Source organism: Neptuniibacter sp. QD34_54, from assembly GCF_047778055.1.
GTDB lineage: Bacteria > Pseudomonadota > Gammaproteobacteria > Pseudomonadales > Balneatricaceae > Neptuniibacter.
Window position 1 is genome coordinate 3491883 of sequence record NZ_CP180546.1, and the last position, 19745, is coordinate 3511627.

9 protein-coding genes are annotated in these 19745 nt (G+C 44.4%); 6 read left to right on the forward strand and 3 right to left on the reverse strand.

Annotated features, from left to right (window positions below):
- Complete coding sequence (locus ACMXYP_RS16025) at positions 1–663, reverse strand: fumarylacetoacetate hydrolase family protein (protein ID WP_415882639.1); 663 nt, start codon at positions 661–663, stop codon at positions 1–3.
- Positions 664–694: 31 nt separating this feature from the next.
- A complete protein-coding gene (locus ACMXYP_RS16030) occupies positions 695–1900 on the reverse strand; it encodes an MFS transporter (protein ID WP_415882640.1) in 1206 nt (401 codons plus the stop codon).
- A gap of 91 nt (positions 1901–1991) precedes the next feature.
- Between ACMXYP_RS16030 and ACMXYP_RS16035 the strand changes: the two genes are divergently transcribed.
- From ACMXYP_RS16035 to serA, 3 genes are all read left to right on the forward strand, one after another.
- Positions 1992–2876, forward strand: a complete 885-nt coding sequence (locus tag ACMXYP_RS16035; protein WP_415884687.1) for a LysR family transcriptional regulator — start codon at positions 1992–1994, stop codon at positions 2874–2876.
- A 57-nt stretch (positions 2877–2933) separates the two neighbouring features.
- Entirely contained in the window at positions 2934–3215 is a 282-nt protein-coding gene (locus ACMXYP_RS16040) for a pyrimidine/purine nucleoside phosphorylase (protein ID WP_415882641.1), read from the forward strand.
- A 226-nt stretch (positions 3216–3441) separates the two neighbouring features.
- On the forward strand, positions 3442–4674 hold the full coding sequence (gene serA, locus ACMXYP_RS16045; protein WP_415882642.1) for a phosphoglycerate dehydrogenase: 1233 nt from the start codon (positions 3442–3444) through the stop codon (positions 4672–4674).
- 30 nt (positions 4675–4704) lie between these two features.
- Here serA and ACMXYP_RS16050 read toward each other — a convergent pair whose 3' ends face one another.
- Positions 4705–5682: an alpha/beta hydrolase gene (locus ACMXYP_RS16050; protein WP_415882643.1), complete on the reverse strand. Its 978-nt coding sequence runs from the start codon at positions 5680–5682 to the stop codon at positions 4705–4707.
- 555 nt (positions 5683–6237) lie between these two features.
- Here ACMXYP_RS16050 and ACMXYP_RS16055 point away from each other — a divergent pair.
- Genes ACMXYP_RS16055 through ACMXYP_RS16065 form a run of 3 tightly spaced genes read left to right on the forward strand, consistent with a single transcriptional unit; the run spans position 6238 to position 19739 of the window.
- Positions 6238–12990, forward strand: coding sequence for an SDR family NAD(P)-dependent oxidoreductase (locus ACMXYP_RS16055; protein ID WP_415882644.1), 6753 nt, complete (start codon positions 6238–6240; stop codon positions 12988–12990).
- A 48-nt stretch (positions 12991–13038) separates the two neighbouring features.
- Positions 13039–14355 (forward strand): flavin-containing monooxygenase, encoded by a 1317-nt coding sequence (locus ACMXYP_RS16060; protein ID WP_415882645.1) that lies wholly within the window; start codon positions 13039–13041, stop codon positions 14353–14355.
- A 32-nt stretch (positions 14356–14387) separates the two neighbouring features.
- Positions 14388–19739, forward strand: a complete 5352-nt coding sequence (locus ACMXYP_RS16065) for an aminotransferase class III-fold pyridoxal phosphate-dependent enzyme (protein WP_415882646.1) — start codon at positions 14388–14390, stop codon at positions 19737–19739.
- The last annotated feature ends 6 nt before the right edge of the window (positions 19740–19745 follow it).

The window sequence follows — 19745 nt, forward strand, 5'->3', positions numbered from 1 at the left end:
TTACACAGCTTCTGTTGTTACGGAAAGAAGACCTGTCAGTTCTACCTGCAGTTTATCTCCAGGTACCACTGGGCCTACACCTGCAGGCGTGCCGGTTAACACTACATCACCCGGCTCAAGGGTAAAGAACTCACTGGCATGACTAAGAAGCGGCAACACTTGATTCAACATAGCTGCACTGTTGCCCTGCTGACGGATCTCACCGTTAACGGTCAATTTGATCTCTACGTCTTGTAGATCGGCAACTGAACTTGCAGCAATAAAAGGAGATAGTGGGCATGAACCATCGAACGCTTTCGCCTTCTCCCACGGATGACCTTTCTCTTTTAGCTTTCCTTGAAGATCACGCAAAGTTAGATCTAACCCTAAGCCCACGCCGCTAATTGCCGCCTTCGCTTCTTCCTCAGATGCATTGCTTAGTTTAGAACCAATCAGAATTGCCATCTCCGTTTCAAAATGAACAGAACCATGCCCTTGCGGCACAGTAAACGGCTGAGTCATATCAACCACACTCGTAGCGGGCTTGATAAACAACATAGGCTCGGTAGGTATTGGATTATTCAGCTCTGCAGCATGATCGGCATAGTTACGACCGACACAAATCACTTTACCCGTTGGCAGGTTTACCAAATCTCCGTCGACATTACTGTGTTGATAGCTCATAGGTACTCCTTTAATTATCTTGGGGTGAAGTTTACCCCCCTGCCGCACAGCGCTCCAGTTTTACGCTTGTTTTATAGTAGAGCATTAAACTGGATAGCAAAGTAATCAGCAGAATACACAAGGAACCAAAGACCACACCATCCCAGCCCCACGAATGCCAAAACGGATCTAAATAGAAACCACCGCTACTAGCCCCCAGATAATAGAACAGCAGATAAATAGACGATGCTGTCGCTCTAGCGTGCAGCGCAGTATGGCTAACCCAACTACTTGCACAAGAATGAGCTAAAAAGAAACCAAAGGCGCTGACCAAGAAGCCTAAAATGATCGCCCATAAACTGCCCTGAAGAGTCAGCAGCGTACCTGTCATCAAGATAATGATCCCCATAGCCATGACTAATGGCTGCGGAATATTTTTGGCAATACGCCCAGAAAACGCAGCGCCCACCGTACCACTGAGGTAAGTCAGGAATAGTAATCCAAGCACCCCCGCCGATAGGTAATAGGGCTCATCAGCAAGCAGAAATGTCGCATAGCTGTATTGGTTGATAAAGATAAAGAAGTTAAGTCCGCCAACGATATAAGCTAGTAACAACAGAGGATTAGACAGATGCTGATAGGCATCTGTCATCATCTGAGTTGGCACGACCTTTCTTGCGCTGAAATTCTCTGATGGCGGTAACAACCAAACAAACAAACATAGACAGAAGAAGCTAATGAAGGTCATCAAGGCGAATGCTTCCTGCCATCCGAACAGTTCACCGGCAAAACCACCTATAAGACGCCCACCAATGCCCCCTAAAGTGTTGCCGCTGATATACAAACCGACTGCGGCAATTAAGCCTTTTTTTGTGAACTCATCGCCCATATAAGCGATCGCGATAGCTGGTAAGCCTGCTAAGCAAATACCTTGCAATGCTCGCCAGAACAGCAACCATGTAAAGTCAGATACCTGTGACAATACAAAACTACAAAGCACTGCCCCGCACATCGTCATAAGCATCAACCGCGTGCGTCCAAGGGCATCAGATAGGGGGCCAAACACCAACAAAGACAAACCTAAAGTCAAAGTAGTCACTGTTAAGCTCCAACTGGCTAACAATGGACTAATCTCAAATTCCTCAGCCAACATCGGTAGCAAAGGGTGCGTGATGTAGAGATTGGCAAACACCATAAAAGAGCCTACGCATAAGGCCATAGTTGCGCGCCAAAATTGACTTGTACCTGCTTCGATCATGTTCCACCTCTCATTCGTGGTGGAAGACTAGCAATCGCAAAGCCATCATAAAAATATATACTTCTTATAGCTTTGATAAGAAAATATGATGATGGATATAAAACACCTACGCTATTTCAAAACCGTTGCCGATCTCAACAGCTTTACTAAAGCCGCTGAAAAGCTACACATTGCACAGCCTGCGATGAGTATGGCGATCAGAAAGCTAGAAGAAGAGTTAGATCTAAAACTTCTACATCGATACGACCGTAAAATCAGCCTGACTGATGAAGGTGAACACCTTTATCGCCATGCCAATAAGATTTTACAGGCTACCGAAGATGCCATTTTGGAGATGCAGGAGCTGAAAGGCTTGCTCAAAGGCGAAGTGCGCGTAGGCATTCCAAGCATGCTTGGCTCTTATTATTTTCCGCCTATTTTGATGGCGTTTCGACATCGTTATCCACAATTAACATTAACCGTTATTGATGGAGGCGCAGGCAAACTGCAACGACTTTTAGAGCAAGGGGAACTCGATTTAGCGGTTATCGTCGATAAATCTATCCCCAGTAAGAATCTAGAATCCAAAGTCTTTCTGCAAGAACAGATGATGGTGATCTCACCGCTCGACCACCCCTTTGCCAGTTTAGACAGTGTTGAATATGCACAACTCTTTGCGGAAGAGCTGGTGATGTTTAATACCGGCTTTTTCCACCGCAATGTAGTCGATGATCTCGCGGCACAGGCCGGTATTACGCCTAAAATCAGCTTTGAGACGAATCTGATTCCTCTGATTAAATCGATTGTTAAACAGGGGTATGCCATCTCAACCCTGATGGCGATGGTGATCGAAGATGAACCGGGATTAGTGGCGCGCCCTTTCACAAAACCGGTGTGGTTGGATCTTTCAATTGCGTGGCGTAAAGATGGTTATCTATCTCAGGCCAACCAAACCTTTGTCGATTTTGTGTTGGAAAACAGCCCGATTAATTCCTGAAATTTGCAGCGATTAGCATTTAATTTTATGATTCGCGCAAATTTTAGGAGATCAAACATGCTGAACGTAAACGAATACTTTGACGGCAAAGTAAAATCTATCGGCTTCGAAAACAGCGAAGGTAAAGTAACTTCTGGCGTAATGGCACCAGGCGAATACGAATTCGGCACAAGCGAAGACGAACTAATGAAAGTAGTTAGCGGCGAGCTAATCGTTAAACTACCTGGCAGCGAAGAGTTCCAGTCTTTCCCAACAGGTACAGAGTTTAAAGTTGCAGCGAACCAGAGCTTCCAGCTTAAAGTTGAGCAAGCAACTGCTTACCTTTGCTTCTACGGCTAAGTAAAAGCTTGGCTTCTATATTCCCAATATAGAAGCCTTTCCCTCCAAATACCCGCTTTATACAATCCACCTCATCTCAAGATGAATATTTTTCCGCCAATCTGAGCTTATCATTCATCCTTTTCAACTTTGGCTGTGCTAATATTCGCGCTTAATTTTAAAGCGTTTAAACCTGTGGCCCTCCTAAACTCTAGGAAAAGCCACGCAAATTAAAGAGCTGCACACCATGAGCCAAACAACCTCTCTCGATAAAAGCAAAATCAAAATTTTGCTTCTGGAAGGCGTACACCAATCTGCGGTGGACACTTTTAATCAGAATGGTTACACCAACATCGAATTCTTAACTGGTTCCCTACCAGAAGAAGAGTTGATTGAGCGTGTTAAGGACGTTCACTTCATCGGTATCCGTTCCCGTACTCAGCTAACTGAACAAGTATTTGAAGCTGCTGAAAAGCTAGTAGCTGTTGGTTGCTTCTGTATCGGTACTAACCAGGTAAACCTGGAAGCCGCAACGATGCGTGGTGTCGCAGTATTTAATGCTCCATTCTCTAACACTCGTTCTGTTGCAGAGCTAGTGATCGCTGAAGCAATTCTTCTGCTTCGTGGCGTTGCAGAGAAGAATGCTAAAGCTCACCGTGGTGAGTGGCAGAAATCGGCTAAAAACTCTTACGAAATCCGTGGCAAGAAGCTAGGTATCGTAGGTTACGGTAGCATCGGCTCTCAGCTAAGTGTTATTGCTGAAGCGATGGGCATGCAAGTGTTCTTCTACGATGTAGTCACTAAGCTACCACTAGGTAACGCGACTCAGGTTGGCTCTATGAAAGAGCTTCTAAACATGAGTGACATCGTTTCTCTACACGTACCTGAAACGCCAGCAACTAAAGATATGATGGGCGAAGCTCAGTTCGCTGAAATGAAACAGGGTTCTATATTCCTGAACGCTGCTCGCGGTACTGTTGTTGTAATCGATGAGCTATGTAAAGCACTAGATTCTGGTCGTCTACTAGGCGCGGCTATCGACGTATTCCCTGTTGAGCCACGTACTAACAATGACGAATTCATCTCACCACTTCGTGAGTATGACAATGTAATCCTAACTCCACACGTAGGCGGTTCTACGATGGAAGCTCAGGAAAACATCGGTTACGAAGTAGCTGAGAAGTTGATCAAGTACAGTGATAACGGTTCTTCTATCACGTCTGTTAACTTCCCAGAAGTTGCTCTACCAGAGCACCCACACGTTCACCGTCTACTTCACGTACACAACAACGTGCCGGGCATTATGTCTGCAATCAACACTGTATTCTCTGAAAACAGCGTTAACATCAGCGGTCAGTACCTACAGACTAACGAGAAAGTTGGTTACGTAGTGGTAGACGTTGATGCAGATTGCTCAGCGGTAGCACTAGAAAACTTGAAGCAGATCGAAGGCACTATCCGCTGCCGTCGTTTGTTCTAAGTTGATCTGATTTGATCAAAACGGGCAGCCTTAGGGCTGCCCGTTTTCGTTTTCCCAGCGTTTAAATATCGACTCAATCTGATTGAACACCTGATCTCGGTATTGCGGTGTTTCGTTCACCAGATGATGTTTAGCCTCATCAATCAACGTTAATTCCATCTCCGGATAAAGCCTACCCAACACTGCCATATTGTGCTGCCAATCGACCGTACTATCGAGGGTACCCTGAATCATATGAATACGCCCAGGCACAGGCAGATGCGCTTCTATCCAATCCCCCCACGCCAACATCGCTCCGACCCAACTCACAGGAATTTCGCGGTGCTGCAAACAATCCCCTTCTCTTAGAAAGCGAATAAAATCATCGTCATGAGAGTTTTGGCTATAACGTCTCGGCACTCGGCGTAATACGTATTTCAGCCAGCGAAATTTACGCTGTATGCTGCGCCACAGGCTTGGTCTTACTAAGGGCGCCAACAACACTCGCTCACCCAAAGAAGGCATAGTTTGATCGGTAAACAGCAGCTGATGTGCCATCACCACTGCACCACCTGTACTCTGGCCAACTAAATGAACCGGGTAAGATAGCTCCTGATCTAAACTGGCCAACAGCTCCGCTAGCTGAGTCGCATAATGTTGAAAATCGTCCACTGCCAGCGGATCACCATCGGATAAACCATGACCACTCAAATCATAACAGAGCAGATCAAACCCGCTTTTCAAAAGGTCATCAATCAGGTGCTGATATAAGCCAACATGGTCCATATAACCATGCACTAACACAACCGTTCCGCGGTTACGGGAACGGTCTAAAACCGAAAAGGATTGTAACGTCACAGAAACTTCATCGAGTTCTATACGTCCTATACGATAGTTCGATTTTTTAACAACCTCTAACAAACCATAACAATCTAGATAAGCACGAACACTTTCACTAGGAACTCCAAAGCCTGTTTCAGTATATGGACTTAACCCTTTAATGAGCAGATCACGATCAAATACAGTCATAACGCCACCCCACGTGCTTTGTAGCTACTTATAACTTTAGCGCGATATTGAAAACCTTACAGATTAGAAATCTATACAGCACTTCAATTAGGTAATACACCTTCGTCATACACTTAAAAAACCTCGCCTCACAGGGTGATACCACCTGCATTTATCAGGCAAACATCACACTAAAAATTACTACTTTGGCATCATAACCACACTTTATAAAAGGATATCCTTTTGAACATCCTACTAAAAAGTCAATTGACAAAAATTAATATTAAAACGATTCTAGCAACGTTACTTTTTATTTGACTGATAATCATTATCAAATATTGATCCAGTAATATACTGGTTTGAGACATCCATGCTTTACCCTTGCGGTTAAGTGTTTTATCCAAAAGCAGGCTAGAGAAATGAGATATTCTTAACAACAACTAATTATTTCTAACCGGCAGGCGCTTATTTACAAAAGCCAAGAACCAACAATAACTAGCTGTTTTAAAAGATATAAAAACAAAAAAACATACATCAAATCCGATACTAAACACTAGATATAAGAGTCATAACTTTATGAGTTATCCAGAAAAAGAAACTTCCTCACAAAAGTTTGAAGTAGAAGTACTGCTCGGCTATGTTCTCAATGTTTTACGTGAAGTTACTGGATTGGACGAAAAATCCCTCACAAACAATACGTTATTTAGTGAGATTGGACTTGAATCTCTTTCAATTTTAAATTTTAACTCGAAGATCAATGTACACTTTCCCAATACCCCTAAAACCCTGTTATTCGACTGCCAGACACCTCAAGATGCTGCTTTACAGCTGATAAAAATAGCCCCAGAAGCAGCATCCAAGCTCATCGCAAACTTGGCTCCTACCACATTCCCAAAAACGTCAGAAATATCTTTCCCATCTCAAAAGGGTCAATGGCCAGAATTACCAATTATCAACAACAGTTTTCAATCGGAAGATATCGCTATTATTGGGATGCATGGGCAATTCCCTGATGCCGCTCAGCTTGATGACTTTTGGAAAAACTTAACCAAAGGTCAAGATTCCATTAGCGAGATTCCTATTGAGCGATGGTCACTAATTAACTTCTTTGAAGAAAACACTGCCTCACGCAGCAGTGGCCTTAGCTACGCAAAATGGGGAGGCTTCCTCTCTGATATTGATCATTTCGATACTCAATTCTTTGGTATTCCACATCGAGAAGCGGCCTTAATTGATCCCCAAGAGCGTCTATTTTTGCAATGCGCTTGGCATGTAATGGAAGACGCAGCTTTGCTTGGGGAGCGTTCGAACCAAATCCGCACAGAGAATGGTGCTCTGGATATAGGCGTATTTTTAGGCATAACGACCAATACTTACCCTCTACTAGGACCAACTTCTTGGCACAGCAATTTTTCTAAAATTCCTTCTGGAATGCCATGGTCAGCAGCAAATAGAGTTTCCTATTGCCTTAATATGTGTGGACCAAGCTTAGCGATAGATACCGCTTGTTCTTCATCTCTTGTTGCTATTCATAACGCCATCGAAAGCTTACGTAATAAAGAATGCCAAGCTGCACTGGTAGGTGGAGTAAACCTATACACCCACCCTGCAAAATATGTCCAACTGTGCCAGCAACAGATGCTATCCCCTACTGGCCGCTGTCATTCTTTCGGTGCCGATGCCGACGGTTTTGTTCCGGGTGAAGGGGTCGGAGCCGTTCTCATTAAGCCTCTATCCAGCGCTTTACGGGATGGTGATAGAGTTCAAGCAGTCATCAAAGGGAGCGCAATAAACCACGGCGGTCAAACTAATGGATACACCGTGCCTAGCCCTGCCTCTCAAGCAAAATTAATTAAAGACACGCTCCTGAAATCGGGCCTTGAAGCAGAAAGTATTAGCTACATCGAAGCCCATGGAACAGGCACTAAGCTCGGCGATCCAATAGAGATCGAAGCATTAAAACAAGCCCTGTTTAGTGAATCAAATACACCAGAGACCTGCGCTGTAGGCTCAGTAAAATCCAATATTGGCCATTTGGAATCGGCTGCTGGGATTGCAAGTTTAATTAAGACCTGCCTGCAATTTAAACATCGGCAGATTCCCCCTTCTCTTCATTCTTCTAAGTTAAATCCTGATTTGGGCATTGAGGGAACGCGCTTCCACATTCCGCAAAAGCTAGAAAATTGGACACCAGCTGACGGCATAATGCGTGCAGGTATAAGCTCATTTGGGGCTGGGGGTGCTAATGCGCATGTAATAGTGGAACAGGCTCCCGCTCAACCTAGTTCCGAAAAAGTAATCGGCCCATTACTTTTCCCTATTTCTGCCCGCTCAACGGAACAGCTACAGCAGCTTGCTGATGATTTACGTCATTACGCGGAACAAATTCAATCTCCAATAAATCAACAGGATTTTTTATCCTCTCTGGCGTATACCCTTCAGTGCGGACGTAGTGAAAATAGCCACCGATGTGTTTTTATCGCCGATTCGATACAACAATTAATTCAATCTTGTAACGATTTTTGTAATCAGCAGAACGCTAATTCAAGTTGGTTTAGCAGCAAAGTAAACCAGGCCAACAAACCAAACAATCAGCAACGATCTAAGCTGAATATTACTGAGATAGCACAAAGCTGGGTCAACGGGGAAACGGTAACTTGGTCGAGCTATTGGGCGGTCACTCCTCCCCTTACACAAGCACCTCTCTACCCATTTGCTAAAGAATCCCATTGGTTTAACAATGAGCAACAAAACCAGCTGAATTTTGATGGCAATGAGTTTTACCTAAAGGATCACGTTATTAAGGCCGAGAAGGTTTTACCTGCGGCTGCATACATCGATATTTTACAGCGCCAAATCCAAACCCAACATGCCACCACAGTATGCGAACTTTATGACCTTACCTGGGCTACTCCAGTAACCCTGAAAGGTTTGGAACATCGCTCAATAAACTGCATAATCGAATCTAACACTCCTCGTTCCGGCGTGACCTTTTTCTCGATCACTGATGACAATAAACAAGCTGTCCATTTTCGAGGAAAATACAGCATCGATAACAATATTTCCGCGTATACGCCACACCTATCTCTCGATACTTTACGACAACATTGCTCTCAACCAATCAGCACCACCGATTTCTATGCCAATTTCGAAGCATTGGACATCCATTACGGGCCAAGTTTCCAATGTATTAATAAGGTATGGAAAGGTGACAACGCTTGTTTAGCCGAGCTCAAATTGCGTCATTCAGGACGTGAAGGTCAGCCGATAACAACTTTAGACCCAGCCTTACTGGATGGAGTGCTACAAAGTGCATTTTTTGCCACTAATACCAGCGCCGAGACCATCCACAGCGCTTATATTCCTTACAGCTGTAAAAAATTATCACTTTTTGCTGCTCTGACAGAAACAATCTATGTTCATGCCGAAAAACTCGCCACTAACTCGGCTGAAACAGAAACCTTTAATTTCCATGTGTATTCTCAGCAGGGTCAATTACTACTCACTATCGAGGATTTTTCGTTTAGAAATTATTCACCTCAGGCCTCGCAGCATAAACCACATATCTTACGTCCCGTCTGGAACAGCACTCCTTTATTGACGGCTAATTACCACGAAAGTGACCAGAAGAACATCCTGTTATTTGATCAAAACAGGGAGCTCTATGATCAATACAAGCATGAGCTCGGAGGCAGATTGTGGTTACAACAAGCAGCGACGGCATTTAGTTTCTACGATCAAACAATTATCAATGCTGATCCAACAAATCAGCAACAGTTTGGTCTTCTGACCCGCCTACTCCAAGAGCAGAGTGCTCAGCCTGATACAGTCATTTTTAATCTGCATCATTCAGAAAACTTGGCCAATGCCCCCGTCTGGGAATCACATTTACGGCTAAACGGCACAACTCAGCTGATCTCCTCTCTGCGCTCATTGTGCGAGTCAAAGATCAGCACCCACATGCATATCATTGTGTTATTACCCACTCACAGTAATAGTGCGTTGACCGGAATGTTGAAATCAATCCATCAGGAAATTCCGACAATTAGCGCATCGGTTATAGAGCAAGATAACTTAGCAGGGGAACTCGGCCCTCTCACTAAAGAAATCACCTCCAGCCCCAAAGAGGGTGTAGTTCATATCCGCTTAAATAATTCAGGACGTTGGCAAAAACAGTTGGAATTCGATCCACAGCAAATCCCTGTAAAAACTGAAACTACGACCAATTTCCAAGCGGGCGACTCCATTCTTATCACCGGCGGGTTAGGTGCTATTGGTCAGTTATTTGCGAAAAACTTAGCAAATCAAGGTGGTCTCACTCTGCATATTGTAGGCCGAAAACCGCAGTCAGCAGTTCAACAAGAGACACTCAAAACCTTAATAGAGTTAGGAGCAGCGCGGGCATATTACTGGAGTGCAGACTGTGCTAATGAAGAGCAGGTTCAACTGCTGATTGAACAGATCCATAACAAATCGGGTTCGTTACAAGGTGTTATTCACTGTGCCGGAATGCTAAAAGATGATTTCTTCAGCAAGCTCTCCACCTATGATTTAGAAGAGGTCATCTGCGCTAAATCACTAAGTGCTTATTGGCTAGACCAATACACGAAAGCCGATACGATAAAACACTTCGTTTTGTGCTCTTCTCTTGCAGGCATACATGGCAACATTGGTCAAAGCAGCTACGCTCTAGCGAACGCATGGCTAGATAATTTTGCTGAACAGAGAAATCAACTGAGCTCTACAGGCTCGCGCTCTGGCCATTGTATCTCTATTGCATGGCCACTCTGGCAAACCTCTACGGGTATGCAAGCAACTGAATATGTCACTGAATGGTTAAGCAGCAATGGTCTCTCATTATTGCCTGAAGAAACCGGTGTAAAACTATTCCAGCACGCACTTACCCAGACTCATTCGGTCATGATCCCAGTACATGGCAAACAGAAGGCCGTTGCCAAGATAATGGGGATCACTAGTACGGCTATGCCGCACACACAAACACCTTCATCAATACCGGAGGTCAGCGGCAACGTTGCTCAAAAATTACAAAAATATCTCTCACAGCATCTTTCGAAGGTTACTGGCACTCCTATAGAGAAAATTGACCCTGAATCTTCTTTAGATGCCTTAGGGTTAGATTCTATTCTAGTCATGGAAGTGAATAGTTTATTAGAGAACGACTTCCCTGAACTTTCGAAAACCGCATTATTTGAAGTACGTTCGATCAACGAATTGTCACAGCTCATCATTGAAGAGCATAGCAATGATGTTGCTACCCTTTTCCCAACCAAAACCGACATAGAAACAGTTAAAGGCCTCTCCTTCAACGAGGTTCATCACCCAGAGCAAAACAATTCTCCCACGCAAAACGGCTTCACTGATAACGACATCGCTATTATAGGTCTCGCTGGTCAATACCCTGAATCATCCAATCTAAACGACCTTTGGCAGCACTTAAGTGAAGGTAATGATTTAGTACGCGAAATTCCTGCACGCTGGCCTCAAACAGAAGGAAAAGATAGCGCCTATGCACGTTGGGGCTCATTTATTGAAGACTTCGATAAGTTCGACCCTCTGTTTTTTGGTATCTCGCCCCGCGATGCGGAACGCATGGACCCACAAGAACGTTTATTTTTACAATCCGCTTGGCACGCAGTAGAAGATGCAGGTTATACGCCCGACTCCCTATCTGGTGCTAGAAACAGTAAAGAACGACAACGAGTGGGTGTTATTGCCGGTGTGATGTATGGCGAATACCAATTTTACGGGGCTCAATCCTGGCCGCAACGTCCAGAGACTTTGACGAACTCCTCGTATGCATCCATTGCCAATCGAGTGTCTTACTGCATGGATCTAGATGGACCATCCTTCGCAGTGGATAGCATGTGCTCTTCATCATTAACCAGCATCCACGTTGCTTGTCAGTTGTTACAAAGTGGCGGCTGTGAAGTAGCGCTAGCAGGAGGGGTGAACATTTCATCTCACCCTTATAAATACCGCATGTTAAGCGATCTTCAATTCGCATCAACAGAAGGCAAATGCCGAAGTTTTGGTGAAGGTGGCGATGGCTACGTCCCAGGAGAAGGTGTTGGAGTAGTTGTACTTAAACCCCTAAGCGCCGCAGAAAGGGATAATGATCACATCTACGCTGTTATTCGTGGCAGTGATCTCAACCACGGTGGCCGCACCTCAGGCTACACAGTCCCGAATGCCGATGCACAAGCTCAAGTTATCAGCCGTGCTTTTGAACGCTGTAAAACACCAGTAGAACAGTTGGGCTATATCGAGGCTCATGGCACAGGCACCAGTTTAGGCGATCCTATTGAGATACGAGGGTTAACTAAAGCCCTTAAAAACCAAGTTTCTGCAAACTGGCAATGTCCTATAGGTTCTATCAAATCTAACCTCGGTCACTTGGAGTCAGCTGCAGGTATGGCCGCACTAACCAAAGTGTTGTTGCAGCTGAAATACCAAAAGCTCGTTCCATCGATTCACTCAGAAAAGCTGAACAGTAAAATAGACTTCCAACGTTCGCCTTTTTATGTGCAACAAACACTGAGTGACTGGAAACCACAGCAAGCCCCTAATGGCCAAACCTTACCTCGGTTGGCAGCTATCAGTTCTTTCGGTGCTGGTGGGGCCAATGCTCACCTTGTAATTGAAGAACAATTAACGTCAGCTCCAGCTAAAAAAGCGACAGACGAACAGTTATTTATGTTCTCTGCCCATAGCCACAACCAATTACAAGAAATGCTGATCCAGTTCCAAACCTATCTCCAAAGCATAGAGCTAAGCACTGATAAACTGCTTCTAGGTAAAGAGCAATTTACTACCGCTGATGTTGCTCAAACCCTATGTCATGGCCGAGTTCATCATCCAGTCCGAGCAGCGTTTATAGCAACTAATTTCCAATCGCTAATTCATCAGATTAAGCATTGGCTACAGCAACCCTCCGAGAGAAAAGCTGAAGGCGCTATTTTCGATATCCAATCAGTATCTGAATCACTGTCTAACCAAGCCCATGCATGGCTATCAGGGGAACCTGTCTCTATGCCAAACGCCCATTGGCGTAAGGTTCCTTTACCGGGTTACCAATTCTTAAAACGCAGGTATTGGGCAACTACCGAAGAGGTCAGCAGCTACACACCTGCTTCGGAAGCTAAAACAGTTCCCACTCCTGCAACTGAAGAGAGAACACCAAAACAGATCAGAGAGCCAGATTTCGATTCACCCGAAGCAAAGCTTACTCCTAGTGAAATACTGGACCTGATAGAAAGAAATGAGATCAGTGAAGAAAAAGCTCGCGAATTATTACTCGCAATGGCCTAACGCTAGCGACACTGCATGGAACCACACACAAAATTTAGGGAACAGAAGATGACTGAGAAAAACATAGCAATCATTGGAGCTGGTGCCAGCGGAATTGGTGTTGCTAAAGCCTTTAAACAAGCGGGTATAGATTTTGAAATAATCGAAGCGACAAACCGCTTTGGCGGAAACTGGCAGCCTGATGGTCCAGCATCAAAAATGTATGATTCAGTCCATTTGATCAGTTCAAAGCGTAACACTCAATTCGCTGATTACCCTATGCCTGATCACTATGCCGACTACCCTAAACACACTTTGGTTTTTGAATATTTACAAGACCTAGCCCTACATTTTTCATTGGACCAACACACCCGCTTTAACACCCGCGTACAGCATATGGAAAAATTGGAACGAGGGTGGCAACTGGATTTTGCGGATGGCACAAGCACAACTTATGACCTCGTGGTTGTTTGTAATGGCCTGCTTGGAAAACCAAAAACACCAACGTTTCCGGGCAAGTTCACCGGCGAAATACTACATGCCTGCGATTATCGCTCTTCTCAAAGCTTTAGAGGAAAACGAGTTCTAGTCGTCGGCAGCGGTAACTCTGGCTGTGATATTGCCGTTGATGCCGCACAAGCTGCAGATAAGGCGTTTCATTCGACTCATCGCGGCTATCACTACATGCCGAAATTTATTAACGGTCGTCCAACACAAGAATGGCTTATGGAAGAAGCCGCTAATTATCCAAGCCCTGATGATTACTGGCAGCATGTGCAAAGCACTTTCAAACTAGCTGGATTCGACGGAACCGATTATGGCTTGCCGAAACCTGATCATAAGATTGAAGAAGCCCACCCGATCATGAATTCACAAATTCTCTATTACATCGGTCATGGCGATATCAACCCTAGAGAAAATATCAGTCACTTTGAAGGAAAGACGGTCCACTTTAACGACGGCAGTAGCGAAGAAATTGATCTACTGGTGTGGGCAACAGGGTACGACATCAACATGCCATTCTTACCTGTGGAAACATATAACTGGCCGGATAAGCTTCACTCTCTCTTCCTTCGTATGGTTCCCGCTGAATTTGATGACCTTCTCTTTGTCGGATATCTGAATACGCCTTCAGGAATTGGCAATCTAGCCAATATGATGGGCCGTTTTGTCGCCAGTTATGTTCAAGCACGCTCATTGCAATCCCCCGCCTGGGAAACCTTCCAAAGGATGAAGCAACACCCATCCATGCTAGATCTTGGGCAAGATCGCTTTATGCATACCCAACGCCACGAACATGAAGTGGATCTATGGAAATACATAAAGGCTGTGAATTTTGTCACCAGCAAAATTCAAGAAGTTCCTCTCACAGCACGTAGCGCTTAACCCTTACGCCAAATTCAGATTGGAGCCTCACAATGAGTAATTTAATCCAACCAAGCAATAACCCAAGCCTGAGCGCGGCAGAAGCTCTACGCCTACTAGATAACAAGCAAGCCTTAGCGACGAAAGCTGAAGTCAGCCTTCCAGTCCCAAAACAAGGCGCAGAGGAGCACGTAAAAAACCTGCTTGAAACAGAACTACAGGGCTTGATTCTTCAAGTACTAAAACTTGCCCCTGAAGATTTTTCTGCCAGTCGCCCGTTAATGGATTATGGTCTGGATTCCATTGCTTCAACTGAAATTGGCAACCTCTTTACCGAACGATTTAACATCACACTGCCTCCAACAATCTTCTTCGAATTTCAGGATTTGGAGAGTTTCACCGGTTACTTAATGGTAAATCATAAGGAGGAAATGGAGAATAAATACGCAGACCAAATCGATACAACAAGTGCTCCAGCTGAATCAGAAAAGCCTGCTACCGCTCCTGTCGTTCAATTACAGGCCGTGCCTTCAACTAATTCCAATACCCCAGTAGCGACACCTGCAGCAGAAAAAATTCCCTCTGACTCGGCACTATTAAGTATTGAAGACCTGTGGCAATCAAATCAAAGCGTTGAAAGCGTTGAAAGCGTTGAAAGCGTTGAAAGCGTTGAAAGCGTTGAAAGCGTTGAAAGCGTTGAAAGCGTTGAAAGCGTTGAGGATGAACCACAGCTATTAAGCATTGAAGAGCTGTGGAGTAATAATGCGGTAACAGCACCAACAGAGACTACACTCCAAGCTAAGCTCTCTTCAGTACCAGTATCAGCTCCAATAAACGCCAATCCAGCAATCGACAATGCCTCTACATTTCACCCGACCCAAGCAATACTGGATGAAATGAACGGCTATGTTGAGCAAGCGGCAAAACTCACGCTCACACGCAAAAATCGTTCTAATATTGAATTTGCCACCTACGGTCAAGGCGAACCTATCTTGCTATTAGGTGGTCTAGTGATGCAATACGACGTCATGTGGCGTCTGCAATTAGAAGAGTTAGGTAAACACCACCAGCTGATCATGTTCCACATGCCAGGCTGCGGAAATTCTGACTTTTATGAAGATTTATCGCTGCAAAGTATCACTGAAGATATTAAAGATGTACTCGATGCTTTAGGTATCCGCACACTACCAGTGGTTGGCTATTCTTTTGGCGGTGTATTGGCACAATCGTTCTGCCTAAGCTACCCAGAACGATGCTCATCGCTCTGTATTACGGTTAGTTCTGCCACAGCAGAAGGTGCAACAGAGTTTCAAACGCTGATGAAAGAGCTACAAAAAAGTGCACTCTTTATGCAACTCAACCGCAACTGGAGCGTCCCTTCATTACCCACTTATCAGACAGTCATTGAAGGTTGTGAGTTTTATGACCAACTAAGTAGTATTTCTGTTCCTACTCTGGTGGTATCCGGCGGTGATGATCAATATCAAGCATCGCACTATTCCCAGAAGATTGCTGCAAAAATACCGCAAGCAAAACATGTTGAGTTTAAAGAAGCAGGGCACCTGCTCGGGTTTACTCATTACAAAGAATACAACCAACTATTGTTGCAGTTCCTTACTACCGAGCAATCATCAAAATCAAGAACTAACAATTCAACAAAAAAGCAATTACCTCAGGCCGCTAAAAGCATCCTGAGTCAAACGACGCCACAAAGCCTAGAACTACTTGAAGAATACATAAATAACGGCGAACAAGGGCATTGCGCTATTCTTTCGAACGCTTCCGCTCAAGCTGCCTATCTACTGAATATATTCTGTACTAGTAACCAATCAGATGGGAGCTATCGCAGCTACTTTATGACATCTGTAGAAGAGTCCTTAGATGCGGCTTTTCGTTTAGCACGACACCATGCTCGCAACCGCAATCCTGATGGAAAAGGAACCCTGCTTCTGATAGACGAGAATGGTTACTGGGAACGCTACTTCAACCCGTTACAACGCGATTTAGCTGACGCTTTGGTTCCGGGTGTTAAAGTCGTCCCGTCGATCTCAGCAGGTAAAGCGTTTATTCAACAGCACGCAGGTAAGGATATTGCTGCGGTCACGCTAGCTTTATCGAATCAATCAACAGAGCAAGTTGATAAATTCCTACTGGAGATTAAGCAACAAGGTTTACTGAGTATTCTCTTAGAACAAAGCGTACCCAATAGTTGCTTAACAACCAGCGTACTATCGAAACTACAACAAACAGCAGATCTAATAGTGCTGGGCGAATGCATTTCAGATTTCCAAGCCCCTGTAGGTGCTTGCATGGTGCACAGTTCAGTCAAAAACCCGTGGTTAATGACACCAAACGAAAGCTATGTTCGCCATGTTATGACCAGCTTTGGTTTAACTCTAAAACTGGCCTACGAACACTTAAGCCAATCATTGGTAAACCTTTTATCCCCTAAACAGCATCAACACTTACGCCGTATTACTTCAAGTAGCGATGTAAATTTTCAAACTCACTTGGAATACGGCAATGTTGGTTATGCCAAAGTAGCCCGTTTACACGGTTTCGATGCTCGTTTTTACGAAGCCCGTGGTATGCGCTCACGCATGAGCCGTGATGGCAGCCCATCCACTGAAATAATTGATTGTTTTGTCAACGTTGGTACCTGCCCAAGAGGGCTTAACCCTGAAGATGTGATCAGTGAAGTAGTGCAGCAACACGATTCCAAAAAGGATTACTGGATTGAGTTACAACAGCAGGTGCAGGAACAAACTGGATTCCAGCACTCTTTACCCGCATCGGGCAATATTACTGCGGTAGAAGCGGCTCTGACCCTAGGATTCCTAGCTCGCCCAGAACAGAAGAAATTACTATGTTTTACTGGCGGTTTAGGCTTCACTCTACTCAGTGCTGCTTCATCTTGCGATAAAGTCTTCGATATTTTCCGGCAACCGTTCCAGCCTATTTATCCACATACCGTTTTTATTGATCCTGCAGCAGAAAATGCAGCTCAGGAGCTAGAGGAGCAGCTCCTTAGTGGTGAGATCGGTATGGTCTGGTTTGAAACGATTCAAGTCGATGCTAACGCTTCCCGTCCATTACCAAAGCACTTAATAGAGCTAATTAATAAACATCAGCAAAAGCAGGGGTATTTAGTCGGGGTTGATGAAACACAAACCAACCTAATGACAGGCAAGTTACTCCACAGCCAAAGCTTAGTTAACGCACCAGATATCGTTGCTTTAGGTACAGCTCTATGCGATTCACTTTTGCCTATGGGAATAGTGTTATTCAACCAGACAGTAGCCGAACAATCTGCTGAAACAAATCCTTCACGTTTTGCCGATTTATATGGACGCAACCGCTCACAACTTGCGTCACATATAACCTTAAACAGCCTACAGGCAATTAAACGCGACAAACTAGAAGCAGCCGCAATCGAGCAAGGCCAATACTTCAAGCAAGCTCTTCAAGGCTTACAAAAAGATCTGCCAATTATTAGAGAAATCCGTGGTGAGGGACTGCTACTCACCCTAGAAATGGATCTAACTGGGCAAAACCCGTTTGTTGAACGAAGCTTTGGCTACTTACTATGGGGGGCTATGTTAAGAGATCGCAAACAAGGCGTAGCTGTAGCCGTGTGCCCGATTCACAACAACTGTATCCGATTCTTACCCCCATTAACGATAACCAGAGAAGAAATTGATCTGATTATCCACAACCTCCGCCGCACTCTCAGTTTAGGCATTAATGGCGTACTGAAAAATTGTGCTGAATACACAAAATCTATCGGTGAAACACAAACTTCGAGCTTCCTTGCCAACCTAGTAACCGATAAACCAAGGAGCAAAACAATGCAAAAGGAAAACCCAAATACTACGACATCCATCTCAGACGATGTACACACAACTTCTCCCGCGAATGACAACACAGTACAACCAAGAGAAGTAAAGATTCCGCCGCTTAAGAGCAAAAACGGATTACCAACAGTTTGTATCATCGGTGCGGGTGTCGGCGGTATTGCAACAGCACGTCAGTTGCAGAAAAAGGGCATCGCCTATGACTGTTTTGACCGTCGCGATCACTTAGGTGGCATTTGGCATTTTGATAAAACAGGGAAGCATACTTCTGTTTGGCACAGCATGAACATGAATACACCAAAAGGACTTTATCAGTTCAAAGACATGCCTATGCCGGATCATTACCCAGACTTCCCTTCGCATAAACAAGTTTTGGCTTATTTAACAAGCTATGCGGAACATTTTAACTTAACACCGAACATCCATTTAAACTGTGCTGTAGATAAAACTGAACGCTTAGATGACGGTACATGGAAAGTCATTTTAGGTTCTGGTGAGGTGCGCTTCTACGATGCACTTATCGTAGCTAACGGCCACCACAACACTCCTAACTACCCTGATTATGTAAAACGCGATAATTTCGCAGGTGATGCAATCCACTCTCAACAATACCGCTACCGTCATAAATATCAGGGTAAAAAAGTACTGGTAGTTGGTGTAGGCAACAGTGGTTCACAAGTAGCCGTTGATGTTAGTCATGATGCCGAAATGACATTTCTGTCTCTTCGTCGTGGTGTTTATGTATTACCACATTACCTGTTCGGTGTCCGTATGGATAAGATGATGTGGAAGCTAAACGATTGGTGGGTAAAAAAGATTCTTCCTTACCCTCTTTTCGGCCTAATGCACACAGGCTTGTATAAGACGCTAATCGCGAAACGTAAACAAATGGGCATGCCAAAACCTGACCATTTGATGATGTCCAGCTTACCAACGCTATCTGAAAACTTTGCCAATAGAATTGGTGATGGCAAGCTCAAAATCGTTCCTGAAGTTTCGCGCATCGAAGGCCATACAGTTCACTTAACTGATGGTACTTCCGTTGAAGTCGATTCAATAATTTATTCCACTGGTTACCAAACAACGTTCCCATTCCTGGATGAAAAAATCCTGAATGCCGAAGACAATCGAGTACCGCTATATCAGCGTATCTTCAAACCAGAAATCAATAATCTAGCCTTTATTGGACTGTTCCAAGCAGTAACTTGGGGCTTCCTCGATATGATGGAACGTCAAGCAGAGCTCGTCGCTGACTATTTAGCGGGTTCCTACCGACTTCCTACTCAAGATGAACAATTACGAAGCATTGAGAAGGATCGGAAAACTGTCGATAAAGAGTTTTTAGCCACATTGCGTAATAACTATGAGATGCACGGCCCTACTTATATGCATGAGTTGAAAAAAGAGATCAAGAAAGGCCAAAAGCGCGCTGTTGCAGCTGGTTGCACACAACCTATTGAAGCAAAAGCTCATCTTCAGGCCGAACAAAATGAGATACAAAGCGCCTCATTACAGTCTATTAATAATGACGCTTTAGTTGCCAACGCTTAGGAGCAA